This is a genomic window from Pseudoalteromonas pernae, from assembly GCF_039831865.1.
In the GTDB taxonomy this organism is placed as follows: Bacteria; Pseudomonadota; Gammaproteobacteria; order Enterobacterales; family Alteromonadaceae; genus Pseudoalteromonas; species Pseudoalteromonas pernae.
Genome location: NZ_JBDODM010000001.1, coordinates 608,542 through 626,003, shown reverse-complemented (window position 1 = coordinate 626,003; position 17,462 = coordinate 608,542). Strand labels below are relative to the sequence as shown.

General features: G+C 46.6%; 11 protein-coding genes. 8 read left to right on the top strand and 3 right to left on the bottom strand.

Features of this window, described 5'->3' with window-relative positions:
- Nucleotides 1-9 precede the first annotated feature (9 nt).
- The 3 genes from V1358_RS02705 (at nt 10) to V1358_RS02695 (ending at nt 5,394) form a co-directional block, all read left to right on the top strand.
- Nucleotides 10-2,436 (top strand): TonB-dependent receptor, encoded by a 2,427-nt coding sequence (locus V1358_RS02705; protein ID WP_347392500.1) that lies wholly within the window; start codon nt 10-12, stop codon nt 2,434-2,436.
- A 113-nt stretch (nt 2,437-2,549) separates the two neighbouring features.
- Complete coding sequence (locus V1358_RS02700) at nt 2,550-4,151, top strand: tetratricopeptide repeat-containing sulfotransferase family protein (protein WP_347392499.1); 1,602 nt, start codon at nt 2,550-2,552, stop codon at nt 4,149-4,151.
- A 37-nt stretch (nt 4,152-4,188) separates the two neighbouring features.
- Nucleotides 4,189-5,394, top strand: coding sequence for an MFS transporter (locus V1358_RS02695; protein WP_347392498.1), 1,206 nt, complete (start codon nt 4,189-4,191; stop codon nt 5,392-5,394).
- A gap of 73 nt (nt 5,395-5,467) precedes the next feature.
- Here V1358_RS02695 and rnt read toward each other — a convergent pair whose 3' ends face one another.
- Nucleotides 5,468-6,145, bottom strand: coding sequence for a ribonuclease T (gene rnt / locus V1358_RS02690; RefSeq protein WP_347389086.1), 678 nt, complete (start codon nt 6,143-6,145; stop codon nt 5,468-5,470).
- Nucleotides 6,146-6,328: 183 nt separating this feature from the next.
- Here rnt and V1358_RS02685 point away from each other — a divergent pair, with 183 nt between their 5' ends.
- Complete coding sequence (locus V1358_RS02685; protein ID WP_347389087.1) at nt 6,329-7,195, top strand: flagellar protein MotY; 867 nt, start codon at nt 6,329-6,331, stop codon at nt 7,193-7,195.
- Nucleotides 7,196-7,277: 82 nt separating this feature from the next.
- On the opposite strand, the gene V1358_RS02680 is transcribed toward V1358_RS02685, so the two are convergent.
- Nucleotides 7,278-7,637 carry a hypothetical protein gene (locus V1358_RS02680; protein ID WP_347392497.1) on the bottom strand — a complete coding sequence of 120 codons (360 nt, stop codon included), beginning with the start codon at nt 7,635-7,637 and terminating at the stop codon, nt 7,278-7,280.
- Between the two features lie 122 nt (nt 7,638-7,759).
- Nucleotides 7,760-9,739: a bifunctional tRNA (5-methylaminomethyl-2-thiouridine)(34)-methyltransferase MnmC2/FAD-dependent 5-carboxymethylaminomethyl-2-thiouridine(34) oxidoreductase MnmC1 gene (gene mnmC / locus V1358_RS02675; RefSeq protein WP_347392496.1), complete on the bottom strand. Its 1,980-nt coding sequence runs from the start codon at nt 9,737-9,739 to the stop codon at nt 7,760-7,762.
- Nucleotides 9,740-9,925: 186 nt separating this feature from the next.
- Here mnmC and fabB point away from each other — a divergent pair, with 186 nt between their 5' ends.
- The 4 genes from fabB to V1358_RS02655 all read left to right on the top strand — a co-directional run bounded on the left by fabB (nt 9,926) and on the right by V1358_RS02655 (nt 17,461).
- Nucleotides 9,926-11,140, top strand: coding sequence for a beta-ketoacyl-ACP synthase I (gene fabB, locus V1358_RS02670; protein ID WP_347392495.1), 1,215 nt, complete (start codon nt 9,926-9,928; stop codon nt 11,138-11,140).
- A gap of 151 nt (nt 11,141-11,291) precedes the next feature.
- Nucleotides 11,292-12,407, top strand: a complete 1,116-nt coding sequence (locus V1358_RS02665) for a 4-phosphoerythronate dehydrogenase (RefSeq protein WP_347392494.1) — start codon at nt 11,292-11,294, stop codon at nt 12,405-12,407.
- 18 nt (nt 12,408-12,425) lie between these two features.
- Nucleotides 12,426-13,442 carry an aspartate-semialdehyde dehydrogenase gene (locus tag V1358_RS02660; protein ID WP_347392493.1) on the top strand — a complete coding sequence of 339 codons (1,017 nt, stop codon included), beginning with the start codon at nt 12,426-12,428 and terminating at the stop codon, nt 13,440-13,442.
- 215 nt (nt 13,443-13,657) lie between these two features.
- Nucleotides 13,658-17,461: a FimV/HubP family polar landmark protein gene (locus V1358_RS02655; RefSeq protein WP_347392492.1), complete on the top strand. Its 3,804-nt coding sequence runs from the start codon at nt 13,658-13,660 to the stop codon at nt 17,459-17,461.
- Nucleotide 17,462 lies beyond the last annotated feature (1 nt).

The following is a 17,462-nucleotide window of genomic DNA, read 5'->3' as shown; positions in this document are numbered from 1 at the left end:
GCCAACGCTATGCAACAGGTTACGTTTAAAAAATCTCTATTAGGTACTGCAATCAGCTCAGCATTAATGCTGTGTGTCATGCCAACACAGGTATTTGCAGATGAGCAAGAAGCTGAACAAGCGGGCAAAATGGAACGTATTGAAGTAACAGCGAACCGCCGCACTCAAAGCATTCAAGAAGTACCCTACAATATTTCTGCAGTGTCGGGTGAAGAGTTGACCAATGGCAACATTGTGGACTCATCCGAATTAATGAGAAACGTGGCTGGTATCTCTGTTGTTGACCGCGGCTATCGTAACTCGGGTACGGTTAATGGCGTGATCATTCGTGGTGTAAACGTCGATAATGGTGCCAATGGTGACGTGCCTTTATCAGCTGTACCTACTGTTGCTTCCTACGTGAACGATACACCTCTTTATGCCAACTTCATCTTGAAAGATGTGCAAATGGTTGAGGTATTACGTGGCCCACAAGGCACATTGTATGGTTCAGGCTCACTCGCAGGCACCGTAAAATATCGTATGAATCGCCCAGACACAGGGGACCTTTACGGTAAAGTTGGCCTTAACTACAGCCAAACAGATGGTTCTGAAGGTAACAACCTCAACCTCGATGCCATGATTAATATCCCTTTGGGTGATAGCGTCGCCTTTCGCGCTAACTTTGGCAAGGTGGATAACGACGGCATCGTAGATTATGCCCATGTTTATCAGTTAGATAGCAACAACTATGCGCCACTTGCACAAGATGGTGATATCGCTAACGGCGCTCCACTTTTTGAGCGTGTTGAAGATGCTGATTACGTGGACATCAGTTACGGCCGCGCGTCACTGCTATTTCAAGCAACCGATACGTTGAACATTCTTATTTCACATCAGTTTCAAGAAGATGAAACGGGTGGGCGCCGCCAAGTAACGAAAGGAACTCACTGGGTCAATGGCCAAGAGGAGCAATACGGCGAGTATGAAAATGGTGCTGCAATCTTGGAGCCATCAGAGCGTGATGTGTCATTGACAGCGCTTGAAGTAGAATGGGATTTAGGTTTTGCTACTTTGACCTCAAGTACATCAATGTACGAGCATGACGGTGAAGCGACCAGTGACAACACCGGTTTCTATGCCCAGCAGGATTGGTTTGCTGACTTGTACTATGGCTCACCACGACCTTTAGCAAAAGCGATTCGTGGCTATGAAGACGAGGCCTTAGTTCAAGAAATTCGTCTCGTTTCCAATGAAACCAAAAACAATATCGATTGGGTATTTGGCCTGTACTACATGGATCAGGAGTCGTTCACTTATCAAGATAGTATTATGCCAGGTTACCAAGCATGGGCTGCGGCTGCATTTGATTGGTGGGATGTGATGGGTGATTACGGCATGGTCTATACCGACCAAGACTTTTACTATCGCCGCAATGTAGACTTCAAAGACACCGCGATATTCGGCGAGCTGACCTATCATTTCTCCGATAAGCTCAGGACAACGATTGGCGCGCGTTATTTTGACAATGAGTACGTCAATGAAACCGATCTGATTTTGCCTATTTGGCCTTACTTGGGCGACGATCCTAGCTTTACCAGCGAAGAAGATGACATTTTGTTCAAAGGTAATATCTCCTATGACATCAGTGCTGACACTATGCTCTACGGTACTATTTCGGAAGGCTACCGCCGTGGTGGTGCCAATGCGGTGCCATTGGAGGGGAACTTAGCGGAGCGCCCACAATGGCAAAGTTATCAATCTGATAGCGTGACAAACTATGAGTTCGGTGTAAAAGGCTATTTGGCTGATAGAGCGCACAGTTACACATTATCTGCATTCTATATGGATTGGCAAAACCCACAGCTTAATACCGCGTCAGCATGGGGTTTCTTTACCGTTGCCAATGGCGAAGCTGCAGAAACAAAGGGGTTAGAGGCTGAGTTACAAGGTTATATTACGGATGATTTACGTTATGTGCTCGGTTATGCCCACGTAAAAGCAGAGCTTAGCGAAGATTTCTTTGCGCCGTCACCGGTGTGGGTTGACTCACCCACAACGCAAGTGGCTGACAAAGGCGATACGTTACCGTTAACACCCGAGCATACGCTGAGTTTCTCTCTCGACTACACCCACACCTTGGATGGTGGCATTTATTGGATCACTCGAGCAAATGCCTACTATCAATCGGATTCTCTGAATTGGCTAGGTGAAAACCCAACGCGCCAAGCAGAGATTGATGGGTTTACTATTTTCAATGCCAGCACGCGTTTGAATATGGACCAATGGGATCTGACCTTGTACGTGAAAAACCTCACCAACGAAGAAGGGGTGACAGGGTTAATTACCGAAGGCCATATGGGAACAGATCCAAGTGAGAACTTTTTAGGTAACTCGTCCAAGTCCTACATTAGTTTGCCACGCACAATCGGCTTGTCGGTGAGTTACAACTTCTAACGTAAATACAGCGGGTTAACAGTGCAAATAGCACTAAAGTTAGCCTGCTTTTCGCTATTAGTTTGTAAACGTCAGTGATAGTGTGGATTGAGTCGGGTTGGTGAGAGGCAAAGATGCATATTGAGAGCGATGAGCAATACAAAGCACAATTAAATCAAGTATGGAAAATGATAAATCAGCGCCAGTTTATTCAAGCGCAGCCTCATTGCCACACCTTATCTCAGCGGTTTCCTAGGCAAGTACAAAGTTGGTTTGTTTCTAGCTTTTTAGCTATGCATCAGGGGCGATTTATTAGTGCACTAGAGGCCATTGATAAGGCATTGCTGATAGAGCCCAATGAGCCCCGTTGGCGAATGCACAAGGTACGTTGTTTAATCCTCGCAGGGAATAAGCAGTTAGCATCTAAGGTGTTAAGCAGTATCGAATTGCCTGTGGACGCAGGTTATGCAAAGCATAGCGAGTTGGCCATGTTGGCGAATCAACTTGGGCACTATGTGTTAGCAAAATCACAATACCTGCGGGCACTTAATAGCCAAGATGCAGAGCAACATCGCAGCGGCCTGTATTTCAATTTGGCATCGGTAGAGCGGTATTTAGGGGAGTTGAAGGAAGCCGAAAAACATTTGGATGAGGCCATCTTTCTGAACCCAAAAGATACAGAAGCACACCTTTTACGTAGTAGTCTAAATAAGCAAACAGCCAAGCATAATCATATTGATGAGATGCTCAAGATTCTCAAAGAAGCATCATTATCGCCTTTGGCCTCCACGCAGTTAAGTTATGCGTTAGCTAAAGAATATGAAGATCTAAAGGATTATTCCCGCAGTGCGCACTTTTTAAAACAAGGCGCCGATACTCGACGCGCGCACATGCGCTACGATGTTGCTGCAGATGTGGCTACCCTCGAGCAGTTGCGGCAGGTGTATACTCCGGAGTTTTTGGCATCTTCGTCACCATCATGTGATAGCGATACACCCATTTTCATCTTAGGTTTGCCAAGAACTGGCAGCACGCTAGTGGAGCGGATCCTTACTCAGCATCCCGACATCGCCAGCGCAGGTGAATTAAATCATTTCGCTAAGGTCATGACGCAATTGATTAGAACCACCAGCCCCAAAGTGAAGCACTCAAAATCAGAGTTAGTAGCACTGAGTGCGAAACTTAACTTTCGGGAATTGGGTGAGGGGTATTTGTCGTGTTTACGTGATGAAAACCCAAGTTCACGCTTTGTCATAGATAAACTGCCGTTGAACTCGCTGTACACAGGGCTAATTCACAAGGCATTACCGAACGCCAAAATCATTTATATACAACGTCATCCTATGGCGAGTTGCTATGCCATTTACAAACAGTTGTTCACTCAGGGCTACCCATTCTCTTACCATTTAGAAGAACTTGCGCAATATTACATCGCCCATCACAACATGATGGTGCAATTCCAACAGGCTCTCGGTTCGTCGATGCTCACAGTGCAGTATGAGGACTTAGTTGATGACTTCGAGGGCAGTGTTGCTGAGCTTGCGAACTACTGCAATATCGAAGTATCAGCAAACATGCTTGCCTTTGAGGCTAACCAAGCTGCTAGCACAACAGCCAGTGCTTCGCAGGTGAGACAAGGCCTTTACTCAACGTCTCGGGATCAATGGCGAAATTACGAATTGCTATTATCTCCGCTAAAACAACAACTAACAAAAGCGGGGATAGCATGCGATTAACCACTGAGCTCATCATTAGAATAATAAGAGAGGTTCCATGTCAGACTCAGTAACGCCAGCAGCACAGCAGAGCGATTTAGCCACGACCCACACGTATAAAGTGGCGCCTAATAGCGTAATGGCTAAGGTAATGTTGGCATTTCTCACCACCGCCGGCATTTTTTACATCAACATTATGCCTGCCGTGGTCAGTGGCTTAATTGAAGCGTTAGGGTTTACCAACAAAGAAGCGGGGTTTGTGAGCTCAGCAAATCTATACGGTGCGTCAATTGGTTCTTTGGTCGCGGTATTTATTATTAAGAAGATTCGCTGGCAGCGCTGGGCATATTGCTTATTAATTGCTTTGCTAGCTATAGACTTTGCTTCTATGCATATTGACTCCCCATGGCCAATGATTGTCATTAGAGCTTTGCATGGCTTAACGGGAGGCCTGCTTGTTGGTATCGGTTTTAGTATTATCTCGCGCACCCAAGATCCTGACAAAACATTTGGCTACCTGCTGCTGATCCAATGGGGGCTCGGTGGCTTAGGGCTTATGTACTTGCCTGGCTTGGTGCCTAGCTACGGCACCGGCGCACTATTTTGCGCGTTAATCGCTTTTAGCTTCGTCGCGCTTGTGATGTTGATCTTTTTGCCGCATTACGAAGTTGAGAAAGCGAATAAGCCTATTGCTGTTGGTACTGCAAAGAACCATCTGCTGCTGATATTGACGCTGGTGGCTATCTTTTTGTTTCAAGGGGCCAATATGGGGCTGTTCGCTTACATGATTGCGCTTGGCTTGGCAGCAAACTTGGATATGGATTTTATGAGTGCATCCTTGGGAATGGCCAGCTGGGTCGCCTTAGTGGGTGCCGCGCTGGTTATCATCATAGGTAAGAAATTTGGCCGCCTGGGAGCGTTAATGCTGGGGATATCTGTTACGGCAGTGTGCTCATGGGTATTAATCTACAGTGACAACAGTAACGTGTATCTCTATGCCAATATTGTTATTGGTATCGGTTGGGCCTTCGTACTTCCGTACATGTTTGGTATTTGCTCCGAGTTGGATATAGCAGGGCAATTTGCCGCCATGGGTGGGTTTGCATCGAAAATGGGGCTGGCATCAGGGCCTATGGTTGCTGCTTTGGTACTGAGTGGGGAGCAGTACAATATCGTTATTTATTTAGCCGTTGTGTTTTTAATCGGCAGCGCCATATGTGTTCTTAAACCTGCCCGCACGTTGGACAAACACGCACAGAGTTAGGGTTTCACAAAGTATTGCTAAGTAAGGGGGATTCGCGCTGTAACCGAGCAGTTAAGCGCGATAATCAAAACGCTTATTCGCTGTCGCTTTGTTCCTCGTTTGCCTCTTCATCAACGGGTTCTTCAGGCAGAGGCCAACCACCGAGGGCTTGCCATTTATTAACGATGTAACAGTATAACTCGGCTGTGCGCTCGGTATCGTATAGGGCGCTGTGTGCTTGTGAATTATCAAACTCTATCCCTGCAGCGCGGCAGGCTTTTGCCAATACAGTTTGGCCAAGCGCTAAGCCAGCAAGTGAGGTGGTATCAAAGCTCACAAACGGGTGAAACGGGGTGCGTTTAATTTTACAGCGCTCGATAGCGGCATTGAGAAAGCCGTGATCAAATGCGGCGTTGTGGGCTACTATCACTGAACGCTGACAACCTGCGTCTTTTTGCGCCTTGCGCACAAACTTACAAATGCTCTTCATCGCTTCAGACTCATCGACGGCACCACGCAGCGGCGAAAATGGGTCGATGCCATTGAAATCAATCGCAGATTGTTCAATGTTGGCGCCTTCAAATGGCTCAATGTGAAAGTGCTGCGTTTCATCTAGGCTAAGCACACCTTGGTCATCCATTTTTAAGGTGGTTACCGCAATTTCAAGTAACGCGTCGGTGTCTTTATTAAAGCCCGCTGTTTCGACGTCGATAACCACAGGAAAGAAGCCACGAAAACGTTTTGCGAAAAGAGGTTGTTGAGCGTCTGCCATTCAAATACTGCCAAATACCAATAAAGGTCGGCTATTATGTCAAAAACAGTCCGAGCACGACAGGGGCAATGGTAAAAAATTGTGATGTTGCGGCGGGTCTGAAGGTGTTCGGTGGTATAATTTTTGCTTTCTTATTGTTGTGTGATTTCAGGTGACAAAATACCGACGGAGTAGGGTGTATTCATGATTAAGTTTTCAGCATTAGCAATTGCGCTTTGCTTAACCAGTAGTGCTTATGGTGCCATGCGTACCTATGAGGCTAATGCGCAAAGCTCTAATTGGGATCTAGTCGAAAACTCTCGGCTACAGTGCCAATTAAATCATGAGGTTCCATACTATGGCGAAGCAGTGTTTCGCGCCAATGCCAGTAAAAATCGAGATTTGTTGTTCAACCTCGATATGGTCGTGCAGCCCGACAACTACGATATTGCCGCCCTTGAGGCAGTGCCACCCTCATGGCGCCCAGGTCAACTAGCCACGCCATTAGCGTCCATGGAGCTACTGCGTCAATTTGATGGTGAGTTAGGTAATAAAACGTCTTGGCTGATGCTATCTGAACTCGAAAAGGGTAATCACCCCACGTTTTATTATCAAGACTGGCGCAATAAGCAAGACCGAATAGCTGTTGCGCTGTCGTCAATCAATTTTAAAGACGCGTACTGGTCATTCTTACAATGCCGAGATGGTTTATTGCCGTACAGTTTTGAAGATATTGCCTTCACGGTAATGAATTATAAAAAGAACTCCAGCGAACTGACTAAAGCGTCGAAAAAGCGCCTGCAGCAAATCGGGGAATACCTCAAGCACGACAAAGAGATTGAGCAAATTACTATCTCCACTTACACCGACAGCTACGGCGGTCGTTGGATCAATGAACAATTGTCGATACGCCGTGCCGAAGCGATTGCCAATTACATCAAAGAATTAGGTGTAGACGAAGGGAAGTTGGTGACAACAGGTTACGGCGAAAAACGCCATGTTGCGCCTAACGAAACGGTGATTGGCCGTGGTAAAAACCGCAGGGTGGTGATTCAAATAGCCAAACCCTAGTCGCTGACTGAACTTATGTCAGACACAAAAAAGCCAGCACTAAGCTGGCTTTTTATATAGTTTAAGTCGCAATGTAGATGGTTTACATCTCACCGCCAGCTGACGCGCTGACCATGGCGCTGACTTCAGTCCATTCGCCACGTTGATACACACTGATTTTTACAGGGTGACCGGCAACATTATAGAACAGGGTGAAGCGGCCAATATCACTGGTTGTTTTAAGTGGCTCGCCTAGCTTGTTGCTGTAAAAAGACTGAACTTCTGCATCGCTTAATCGAGTAAAACCATCTAATACCATAGGGTACTTCTTCTCAACCGTCATTCGGGTTTGAAAGTCTTCTGGCAAGGGCACGACTGACAAGTCAGCAAAAGCCTGATGGCTGACTGCAAATAGCATTCCCCCTGCTATCATAGTTGCCGCTCGACGAAGGGCGTTGTTCATGGTTTCACTCCATTTATGAAATTCGCTTAGTAATTAGTTCCTAACTCTTTGTCTAAACACCGAAACATGTCTACTAAAGAAGTTTGGCTATATTATAAAGTTAACTCATGTTTAACAAAAAATCATGTTATTTGTCCGCGTTTTAAGTTGCGAGTGATAAAACGGGCGGGGTGAAGTGCATTATCGACTCGTAAACTAATGGGTAAAGGCTCATCACACAAGCTAGCTACAAGAGCCTCGGCACACAGTGGCGCCGTGCATAGCCCACGAGCACCAAGCCCAGTAAATAAATGAAGGCCCTGCGCATCGTGATTAAGTTGCTGAGCTTGTTGCCATTTACCTTTGCCCAACATTGGAAAGGCGTGAATGTATTCATGCTCTTGAGCGTATTGACCAAAAATCGGCAAGTGATCGGCAAGGGTTGCCCGAATGGCGGCCTTTGCGCCATTGATTTGCCCCAACTCTTTTGTCCACTCACAGTCACCATAAAATCCGGCAAATTGTTGCCAGTTGGTTTGATTGTCTTGTTCGCGAATATCGCGTTCTTGGCTGTCTTTAGTAAAAGTGGCACCCATGCAATGTTCACCCAAGGCACTTGGAGTGAAATAGCCTTTGTGGCAAAGCACGGTTTTTAATTTAGCGGACGCGTCACTTTGCGCTAAATGCGATACTTGCCCACGCACGCTTTGTAAGCCAATCCCCTTGCCTTGCAATAGTTGCTCGCTATGCTCACCCATACACACAAAGACATCATCAAAAGGTCCATGCTCTTGCTCGCCACTTTGGAGCAGCCATTGATTGCCCACTTTTTCTAAGGCGGTGATAGGGGCGTTAAAGTGTAATGTATGGTTGAGCTGTGCACAGGCTGCATCGAGCGTAGCCTTAACTAATTGTGGGGGGCTGACCCAACCAGCTTTTGGGATAAACAAACCGCCATAGGGAGTTTCCACACCGGCAATTTCAGATGCTTGTTGGGCATCAACCTGATGAATAAGCCAATTAGGCCAATTATCTTTTTCAACCAGATTAGTTTGACGTTTTACGATTTCTTCTTTCACGCCTTGGAGCAGTACGCCACACCACTGATGATCAAAATGATGGCCAGATGCTAACAATGAATCGTAGAAACGCCTTGCATACGCAAAACTGTGAGCAAAAAACTCACTGGAAGGGGAGTTGTCTGCTTGCAAGTGAGGGTAAACCGCGCCTTGGTTATTCTGTGAGGCACCTTGTGCAAGCGAATCATCCGCACAGAATAAACTGGCAACAATACCTCGCGCACTTAAACGGTGCACTAAGGTGGCGCTGGCGATACCACCGCCGATCACTGCGACCTTTTTAAGCGCTCTTGGCATGCGTCGCAGTGGTGCCAAACAGTTGGCTTTGGCTGTTGGCGTCGTAATTTTGCCAACTACCATTTCTCGTTTTCTGCCGTAGCCTTTCACCTTTTGCACTTCAAACCCCGCATCTTTTAGGCCGCGGCGCACGAACCCTGCAGCAGTAAAGGTTGCGAAGGTGGCATTTTCACGGGCCAGATGAGCCATGGCATCAAATAAACTTTGTTGCCACATGTCAGGGTTTTTACTCGGTGCAAAGCCATCCAAAAACCAAGCATCAACTAAACCTTGGCTACCGTAATTCATGGCCGCAAGCGAGTCGTGTACATCGCCTATCCATAAATCCAAAGTAACATCGCCAAAATGTAGGCGGTGGCAGCCTGCCAAAGCATCTGGGTACTGGGCTATCAGTTTGTCCGCATAGTCTTTTAGTTGCGGCCAGTTGTTCAGTGCGATAACCAAGTCTTCTTTGCGAATTGGAAATTTTTCAAAGGAGATAAAATGCAGTGCTTGCGCTTGCCTATTTTCACAATTATCAAAGCGCTGCCATGCATTTAGAAAGTTTAAACCCGTCCCAAAGCCTGTCTCGGCGATAACGAAATGACGGCGAGGATGCGATTTTAATCTCTCATCTATCTGATTATGCTGATAAAATACATAGTCTGATTCAGCAAGACCATCGTCATTGGAAAAATAAACGTCGTCAAAATCGTCGGCAACAGGGGTGCCAGTTTCATTAAAATGTAAGGTGGCGTGGGTAATCATTAGGACTCGGTATTCGTCAATTTGCGCGCTATTTTAGCCCCTTTGAAGCGGTACGTATATTGTCACTAAAAGATCATCGCATGACGCTTGAAAAATTCAGAGTACAGATGTACGCTGGAATGACCACTTCGTAGGACATTTACGCGTACACTACACGCAATTTAGATTAAGCTAGGGTAAATTCTCATGAGAAGAGCCGTTATTACGGGAATCGGTGTTGTATCAAGCATCGGTAATAATAAAGAAGAAGTACTAGAGTCTTTAAAAACGGGCAAAAGCGGTATTGCTTACAACCAAGAATTCGCAGACTACAACTTACGTAGCCAAGTTTCAGGCAGCATCGATTTAGACGTAAAAGAGCACGTTGACCGCAAAGCATTTCGTTTCATGGGTGATGCGGCTGCCTACGCTTATATCTCAATGGCACAAGCGATTGAAGATGCGAAGCTAACTGATGAGCAAGTATCTAACGAGCGCACTGGCCTAATCGTAGGTTCAGGTGGTGGCTCTTCTAAATACCAAGTGGAAGCGGCAGATACGCTTCGTGAGAAAGGCGTTAAGCGCGTAGGTCCATACATGGTTCCTCGTACTATGGCGAGCACAACGTCAGCATGTTTGGCGACACCATTCAAAATCAAAGGTGTTAACTACTCAATCAGCTCTGCATGTGCTACTTCTGCACACTGTATCGGTCACGCGGTTGAGCAAATCCAACTGGGTAAGCAAGACGTAATTTTCGCAGGTGGCGGTGAAGAACTGCACTGGACACTAGCGATGGAATTCGACGCAATGGGCGCGCTTTCTACTAAGTACAACGAAACACCAGAAAAAGCATCGCGTACATATGATGCAAACCGTGACGGTTTCGTAATCTCAGGCGGCGGCGGTATCGTTGTTGTTGAAGAATTAGAGCATGCACTTGCTCGTGGCGCTAAAATCTATGCTGAAATCACAGGTTACGGCGCAACATCAGATGGCTACGACATGGTAGCACCATCAGGTGAAGGTGCAGTACGTTGTATGCGTCAAGCGATGCAAAGCCTAAATGCTCCAGTTGATTACCTAAACACACACGGTACATCTACACCAGTAGGTGACGTGAAGGAATTAGGTGCAATTCAAGAAGTATTTGGTGGTAACTCTCCGGCTATCAGTGCAACTAAAGCGATGACAGGTCACGCGTTAGGTGCTGCTGGTGTGCACGAAGCTATTTACTCGTTGTTGATGCTTGAAAACAACTTCGTTGCGCCTTCAATCAACATCGACGAATTAGACGAACAAGCACAAGGTCTAGACATCGTGACTGAACGTCGTGACGTTGAATTGAACACTGTTATGTCTAACAGTTTTGGTTTTGGTGGTACGAACGCGACATTAGTAATGAGCAAGTTCAAGAGCTAAACCAGTTCACCGTGTTAAAAAAGCCACGCTATAGCGTGGCTTTTTTGTTTTGGCGCTGGCTGACACGAATGACCTAAATCGTCCCTTAGAGATTAAATATTTACTCAACTTGGTATAAAATACCGCTCCGCTGTTGTTGCTGGGACAAATAATGAAAATATTAGCAGACCAAAATATGCCGCTTGTAGAGGCGTTTTTCTCTTCATTGGGTGAAATAGAACGCTTTGATGGCAGGTCTCTCACCCCAGAGCAAGCTCAGCATGCAGATGTGTTATTAACTCGCTCAGTGACGCAAGTCAACGAAGCGCTGTTGGCACGCAACGACAAACTCAAGTTTGTGGGCACTGCTACGATTGGCGTCGACCATATCGACGAGCAGTACCTCAATGGCCGTAATGTGCCATTCTCAAGCGCCCCTGGCTGCAACTCTGTAGCTGTTGCCGAATATGTATTGAGCGCTATTTTTACATTGGCGCAAGAGCAGCATTTTTCAGTGTTCGACAAAACCGTTGCCATTGTTGGTGTGGGCAGTATCGGCCAGTGTTTGGCGGATAAACTCTCAGCCATCGGTATGAAAACCTTGCTGGTGGATCCCCCTCGCCAAGAGCGCGGTGATGCAGGACAATGGCATGATTTAGATACGGCCATGGCACAAGCGGACATCATCACTTTCCATGTTCCTTTGGTCAAAGAGGGCGCGCATTGCACCTATCATTTACTCGACCAGCAGCGTATCAATGCGCTAGCCGCCGATAAAATTGTGATCAACGCAAGTCGTGGTGATGTGATTGACAACCAAGCACTATTGGCGCGCCAAGAGCAGCTCGATGACTTGTGTTTAGTGCTTGATGTATGGGAAAACGAGCCTGACATCTTAGAAGATTTATTGCCGTTTGTAGAACTGGCCACTGTGCACATCGCCGGCCATACGTTAGAAGGCAAAGGGCGCGGCACGTTTATGTTGTACGAAACTCTGTGCCAACACCTTGGTATCGAACCCCAAAGTACGCTAACGGATCACTTACCGACACCGAGCTTGAGTGAGCTGACGCTCGCCAGCACTTGGAGCCTAGACGAATTAGGCTCTCTTGTTCACCTAATTTACGATGTGCGTCGCGATGACGCCATCTTGCGCGCACAACTGCATAGCCATGGCTTTGACGTTTTGCGTAAAACATATCCGGTTCGCCGTGAGCTAAGTACACTGAAGCTTACTGGTGATAACCCTAACCTGAGCGCTTTGGCAGCGTTTGGGTTCAGTATTTAATGCCTTGAGGAAGAAAGCATGTCGCAAAAATTTAATGTTGCCGTACTGGGCGCTACCGGTTTGGTTGGACGCCAAATCATCGAAACTCTCGCTGAGCGAAACTTTCCGGTCGATCAGCTGTTCCCTCTGGCGAGTAGTCGCTCTGCGGGTGAAGACACCGAATTTAATGGCGAAACTATTGAAGTGCTAGACGTAGAAGAATTTGACTTCTCACAAGCACATATTGGTTTGTTTTCAGCAGGTGGCAGCGTATCTGAAAAGTATGCACCTATCGCTGCCGAGGCTGGTTGCGTTGTTATCGACAACACCTCACAGTTTCGCTATGACTACGATGTCCCGTTAGTTGTGCCTGAAGTGAACAGCGCGAGCCTCGCGGATTTCCGTAACCGTAACATTATTGCAAATCCTAATTGTTCGACCATCCAAATGCTTGTGGCATTGAAGCCAATTTACGATGCATATGGCATTGAGCGCATTAACGTATCCACGTACCAGGCTGTTTCTGGCGCTGGCAAAGAAGCGGTGGACGAACTCGCTAAACAAACAGCGAATCTAATGAACGGCCGCCCGATGGACAACAAAGTGTTCACCAAACAAATGGCGTTTAATGTTATTCCACAGATTGATGCCTTTGAAGACAATGGCTACACCCGTGAAGAAATGAAAATGGTATGGGAAACGAAAAAAATCTTGGGTGATGAGACTGTCATGGTTAACCCAACAGCTGTGCGCGTACCTGTCTTTTTCGGCCATGCTGAAGCGATTCACTTAGAAACCCGTATGCCAGTAGACATTGAGCATGTAAAACAGTTGCTGCAAGATGCGCCGGGCGTAGAGTTGATTGAAGACGAACATGACTACCCAACGCCTGTTTCTGACGCCAGTGGCAATGACAGTGTATATGTTGGCCGAGTACGGCAAGATATTTCACATCCCCATGGCTTGAACATGTGGGTTGTCAGCGATAACACCCGTAAGGGGGCTGCAACGAACAGCGTGCAGATTGCTGAAGAGCTTATTGCTCACTATCTATAGTAAAAGCGGCCGAAGGCCGCTTTTTTGTTATTTATCAAAAACTTTACAAAGTATGCAATTTGCCTTTTTGGCCGTGGATATTCATAAATAACTGGTTTATAGTTTGAAAGTGGAATGATGCTTGCTGGTAAGCATAAGAATAACAACGATTCGTCAGAAAATGGTCACACGATCACAGCCTGCAAACACAGTATAAAAGTTATTAAAGGAAGAGCATGCGCACTTTAGTCACACTGGTTTTTTTGATAGCAGCCCTTACACACAGTGGTGCAAGCGCACAGAACACAGAAATTCGCGGCCCCAAAGGCGTTGATTATGGTGAGCAGGGGCGCTCAATCGGCCCTATAAAACCGACCGATACCCTTTGGCGTATCGCTGCTAAGGTGAGGCCAGACAATTCGGTGACTATGTACCAAGTCATGGTCGCTCTGTATGAGAAAAATCCTGATTCTTTTTTAGATAAGAACCTAAACCATATGGTTGATGGTGCTTATCTGCGCATTCCATCGCTGCAAGAAATTCGTACTATTGATCCCAAGCGCGCGCGCCAAAAGTCTGAGCTTGATGATGCGTTATGGGAGAAAATTAAGTCCGGCAAACTCAACGCGGGTGAAATCGACCTTGTTGCCAAACAAACTGACTCAGCGCGTCAAGCAGACGTAGAAAAAGCGAAATCTGAACTAAAGACCGAACTGGAACAGGTAAAGCAAGAGCAAAGCGAGCGCCTAGCGCAATTGCAGGAACAATTTAAGCTTTCGGTGACAGACGTTGAATCAATCTTGGCTGAAAACCAGCAATTAAAGTCACAGTTAGAGAAAATTACCCAGCAGCTGAGCACAGTAAAAACGCAACTTGATGAAAAAGATGCGGAACTACAGCAGCAATTGCAACAAATCCTTGCTGAGCGAGAGGCCTTGGCAAGAAAACAGAAGGCGCAAGAAGAAGCAAATAAAAGCGTTTTAGATGGCATTCCCGATTGGCTAAAGCTGGTCCTGATGATGACGATTCCAGCCTTAGCAATATTGGCCCTCATCATCTTCATCTTGAAAAAACGCGGCGCGAAGGAACCCACGCAGCCAACTAATGACGACGAATTTATTCCCCAAGCACCGACGCTCAATACTGAGAAAGCGACAACAAGTGGCATTGATGATTTGGACTTGTCAGCAAGTGATGATGGATTAGACGATTTACCGCTAGATGATCCACTTGATGGGCCTTTAGATGACATGTTGGATGAGCCACTCGATGAGCCGGGTATTCAACTAGATGATGATGACTTCCTTGATTCTGGCGATGACATTTTATACGAAGACGATGCAAGCGCAGCAGATACAGACTCTTTACTCGATCAAGATGAACTGGACGATCTACTTGGTGACAACGACATTGTTTTTGATGATGAAGACAACGGCGTAGTGTCGCAAGAAGAGGCAGTTTTACAGCAAAATTTTGATTTACCCAATGAAGACATCAGTGTTGATGTGCCACCAGAGAGTGAGCCGGACGACATCCTATCAGATGACGACATCGATGATTTGTTTGCCACAGATGATGACCTAAGCGATGAAGTCGAGGAAGCGTCAGCTTTGGAAACGGGTGATGATAGCGACGAGGCTATGGCTGCTTTTTCAGAAGAGCTAGCTGATGAGCAATTACCGCAAGACCTTGACGCTCTCGGTGACGAAGACGAATTAGATGTCGATGCGCTACTGGATGAACCAGCGAGCGAAGACGTTGAGCTTGGTGAAGAAGATGAACTTGATGTTGATGCTTTACTGGATGAAACGACAGATGACAGTGCAGAACTTGAATCGGAAGACGAGTTAGACGTTGATGCGTTGCTAGATGAAACAGTGACGGATGATGCTGAACTTGGCGAAGAGGACGAATTAGATGTCGATGCTTTGCTTGATGAAACGACAGATGACGGTGCAGAGCTTGAATCGGAAGACGAGTTAGACGTTGATGCGTTGCTAGATGAAACGGCGACGGATGATGCTGAGCTTGGCGAAGAAGACGAATTAGATGTCGATGCTTTACTGGATGAAGCGACAGACGATAGTACAGAACTTGAATCGGAAGACGAGTTAGACGTTGATGCGTTGCTAGATGAAACAGCGACGGATGATGCTGAACTTGGCGAAGAAGACGAATTAGATGTCGATGCTTTACTGGATGAAGCAACAGACGACAGTGCAGAGCTTGAATCGGAAGACGAGTTAGACGTTGACGCGTTGCTGGATGAAACAGCGACGGATGATGCTGAACTTGGCGAAGAGGACGAATTAGATGTTGATGCTGTACTGGATGAAGCAACAGACGACAGTGCAGAGCTTGAATCGGAAGACGAGTTAGACGTTGATGCGTTGCTAGATGAAACGGCGGCGGATGATGCTGAACTTGGCGAAGAAGACGAATTAGATGTCGATGCTTTATTGGATGAAGCGACAGACGATAGTGCAGAGCTTGAATCGGAAGACGAGTTAGACGTTGACGCGTTGCTGGATGAGACGACGGCGGATGAGGTCGAACTTGGCGAAGAAGACGAATTAGATGTTGATGCTGTACTGGATGAAGCAACAGACGACAGTGCAGAGCTTGAATCGGAAGACGAGTTAGACGCTGATGCGTTGCTGGATGAAACCGCAGCGGATGATACTGAGCTTGTTACAGAAGATGAGCAGGAAGTTGATTCACTGCTCGATGAACAGACAGATGAAGCAGCCGATGAGAGTACCGAACTTGCTGCCCAAGATGAATTAGACGCAGATGCGTTACTAGACGAAACTGCCGCGGATGATGTCGATCTTGGTGATGATGTCGAACTTGATGATGAAGACGAGCTTGGGTTAGAGGAGCAGCTTGGTGAAGATTCAGGGACGAGTGTTGATGAAGAATTAGCAAGTGCACTGACCACAGAAGCTGTTTTGGATAGCCATTCAGATGAGCCCGAACTTGCTGATGGGCAGCAGGATGAAGACGAATTATCGCTTGAGGACCAACTCGCAAGCGCAGACGAAGATGATTTTGATATTCCTTACTCGGAGCCAGCAAAAGAGCAAACTGAGTTAGATGAGTTGGCATCAACGGCCAAAGATGAAGATTTCTCAGAGTTTGATGAACCAAGCTTAGAGCTGGAATTAGAAGACGACACTATCACTGATGAATTAGTTGCTGATGGTGACGCTTTGGAGCAAGGGTTAGAAGACGACTTTTCTGATTTTGAAGAGCCTGGCTTAGAAATCGATTTAGGCGATGACCCATTACTGGATGACCCTGAACAAGAAGCGACAGTCATTGAACAGCCCGTTGAAATGGGAGACGTTGAGAATCCAAGTGCGCAATTAGAGGATTACCCAGAGCTCGAGCTTGACGAAGATTTCAGTAGTGAAACTGAACAACAATTAAGTGAAGCGATGGCTTTGGCAGGTGCACAAGAGCTAGGTGATTTACTTGATGATGACTTAGAGAGCGACCTAAACGCCTCGTTTGACGAAGACTTTGTCCAAGCAGATGACTCGCAAATGGATGAAGACTTCCTTGCTGATTTAACGCAAACCGATTTTGACGCGTTACTCAATGAGCTGGCAGAGCCTGACGATATTTCAGCTGATGCTCAAGAGGAAGAATTAGACTTAGGTGCGCTACTTGCAGATGACACCCAGACTAGTGAATCTCCACTTAGTGAGCCACAGACTGCAATCGATGAGCAGGCGTACGTGGATATTGATGAGTTGCTAGAACAAAGTGATGAAGCGGATTCCGAAGACGAGCCTTACAAGGATCCTAATATGGATGTCGGGCTAGGGGAGTTCGATGATTTGCTTGAAGATACGCCAAAAACAGATGTTGATGCTGAAGACGGCGGCTTTAGCGCCAAACTCGATTTAGCAAGAGCTTACATGGAAATTGATGATGTAGACTCTGCCTTGGAGGCACTTCAAGAAGTTTTAGATAATGGACCCGAGTCGTTGCAAGAGGAAGCGCAAGCGCTTAAAGAACGATTACAAAGTTAAC

What these genes read in the sequence shown, in the direction of transcription:
- V1358_RS02705 (WP_347392500.1), top strand. Translation starts at nt 10, where the DNA reads ATGCAACAGGTTACGTTTAAAAAATCTCTATTAGGTACTGCAATCAGC.
- V1358_RS02700 (WP_347392499.1), top strand. Translation starts at nt 2,550, where the DNA reads ATGCATATTGAGAGCGATGAGCAATACAAAGCACAATTAAATCAAGTA.
- V1358_RS02695 (WP_347392498.1), top strand. Translation starts at nt 4,189, where the DNA reads ATGTCAGACTCAGTAACGCCAGCAGCACAGCAGAGCGATTTAGCCACG.
- rnt (WP_347389086.1), bottom strand. Translation starts at nt 6,145, where the DNA reads ATGGCAGACGCTCAACAACCTCTTTTCGCAAAACGTTTTCGTGGCTTC.
- V1358_RS02685 (WP_347389087.1), top strand. Translation starts at nt 6,329, where the DNA reads ATGATTAAGTTTTCAGCATTAGCAATTGCGCTTTGCTTAACCAGTAGT.
- V1358_RS02680 (WP_347392497.1), bottom strand. Translation starts at nt 7,637, where the DNA reads ATGAACAACGCCCTTCGTCGAGCGGCAACTATGATAGCAGGGGGAATG.
- mnmC (WP_347392496.1), bottom strand. Translation starts at nt 9,739, where the DNA reads ATGATTACCCACGCCACCTTACATTTTAATGAAACTGGCACCCCTGTT.
- fabB (WP_347392495.1), top strand. Translation starts at nt 9,926, where the DNA reads ATGAGAAGAGCCGTTATTACGGGAATCGGTGTTGTATCAAGCATCGGT.
- V1358_RS02665 (WP_347392494.1), top strand. Translation starts at nt 11,292, where the DNA reads ATGAAAATATTAGCAGACCAAAATATGCCGCTTGTAGAGGCGTTTTTC.
- V1358_RS02660 (WP_347392493.1), top strand. Translation starts at nt 12,426, where the DNA reads ATGTCGCAAAAATTTAATGTTGCCGTACTGGGCGCTACCGGTTTGGTT.
- V1358_RS02655 (WP_347392492.1), top strand. Translation starts at nt 13,658, where the DNA reads ATGCGCACTTTAGTCACACTGGTTTTTTTGATAGCAGCCCTTACACAC.